At 60.8% G+C, this 1,253-nt stretch carries 3 protein-coding genes; all 3 read right to left on the reverse strand.

The window, feature by feature from the left end; translation table 11 throughout:
* Positions 1–225 precede the first annotated feature (225 nt).
* A complete protein-coding gene (locus ABO04_RS11765) occupies positions 226–441 on the reverse strand; it encodes a DNA-binding protein (protein WP_074685581.1) in 216 nt (71 codons plus the stop codon).
* An 85-nt stretch (positions 442–526) separates the two neighbouring features.
* Positions 527–727 (reverse strand): type II toxin-antitoxin system PrlF family antitoxin, encoded by a 201-nt coding sequence (locus ABO04_RS11770; protein ID WP_074685579.1) that lies wholly within the window; start codon positions 725–727, stop codon positions 527–529.
* Positions 724–1,253 (reverse strand): Fic family protein (locus ABO04_RS11775; protein WP_160810858.1); only part of this gene is annotated, 530 nt, incomplete at its 5' end. The genes ABO04_RS11775 and ABO04_RS11770, both read right to left, overlap by 4 nt.

Below are 1,253 nucleotides of genomic sequence, written 5' to 3' on the forward strand. Positions count from 1 at the left end.
ATGTCTGCGAGCGATTGGATCATCTTGTCGACCGGTGGTGGGACCGGGCCGAAACAGCTGGCTGTCACGGTGACGTACAGGCCGCGCGCCACACGCATCAACCGTCCGCGCCTTGCCAAGCGAGCCAGCTCCCGCGACGCCTGATTGTCACTGACCATGCACCGCAGATCCAGACTTCTGATCAAAGCCCCCTCCGGCTGCGCTTCGAGCCATTGGCTGACGAATTCAGCTGGACTGGGCATGAGCAGCGACCGACTGGCTGGTTGATATCTGCAAGCACGACTCCTCGTAGGCCTCGATGTCGACCTGGCGGTAAGCCACCCGACCGCAGAGCTTCAGGAATTTTGGTCCGATCCCGACGCTGCGCCAGCGCTCCAGGGTGGCCTCGCTGATATTCCAGCGGGCGGCCAGTTGTTTTTGGTTGAGGTGAGCGACTTCCATCTTGGTCTCCTTCCGAATGAGTTGGCAGGAGTCCATGAAGGCGCTGTTCGGCCGACGAGCCAAGGGATTCTTCTGTGGATCTGAGTTATGCGTCGTCTGGCGACACTGGAGTGCCGAGCTCTACCGAGACGTCTACAACCAGCGATTGAACACGTCGCACCTGCTCGGCAGTGATAGGCTGCAACCGTTCGGGGTGCGCTGCGATGTCCCGCTCGAGGCAATCCAGAATGACGTTCTCGGGTGAGCTGATGATGGCAGTTTCCGCATCGTCTGCATCTTTCTTCATGCGCCTTCCCCTGGTACAGACTCAACCAATACATAGCTGGTGCTACGCCCACCTGCATCCGATTTCCGCAGCACGCCCCGCGCAAGCAAGTCGTTGATGTCGCGTAGCGCCGTGTCAGGCGAGCACTTGGCGATGGCCGCCCACTTGCTGCTGGTGAGCTTGCCTTCGAAGCCGTCGAGCAGCTTGTTCAGCAATTTCACCTGTCGCTCGTTCAGTGGCGTGGTCGCCCAGCGCTGCCAAAACCGCGTCTTGGTCAGCACGGCATCGAGTATGTGCTGTGCCTGGTCGACGGCACGATGCAGCGTGTCGAGGAACCACGCGAGCCACTCAGTGACATCCATCGACCGCTTCTGCGTCCGCTCCAGGATGTCGTAGTAGGCCTTACGTTCGCGCTGGATCTGCGCCGACAAACTGTAGAAGCGTTGCGGGCTGCCGTCGGCGCGTGCCAGCAGCAGATCGCCAATGGCCCGCGCGATACGGCCATTGCCATCGTCGAACGGATGCAGCGTGACGAACCACAGATGGC

Source organism: Nitrosomonas sp. HPC101 (assembly GCF_009833125.1).
Lineage (GTDB): Bacteria > Pseudomonadota > Gammaproteobacteria > Burkholderiales > Nitrosomonadaceae > Nitrosomonas.

Excerpts from the sequence above, each read along its gene's own strand:
- ABO04_RS11770 (WP_074685579.1), bottom strand. The coding sequence starts at position 727 with ATGAAGAAAGATGCAGACGATGCGGAAACTGCCATCATCAGCTCACCC.
- ABO04_RS11765 (WP_074685581.1), bottom strand. The coding sequence starts at position 441 with ATGGAAGTCGCTCACCTCAACCAAAAACAACTGGCCGCCCGCTGGAAT.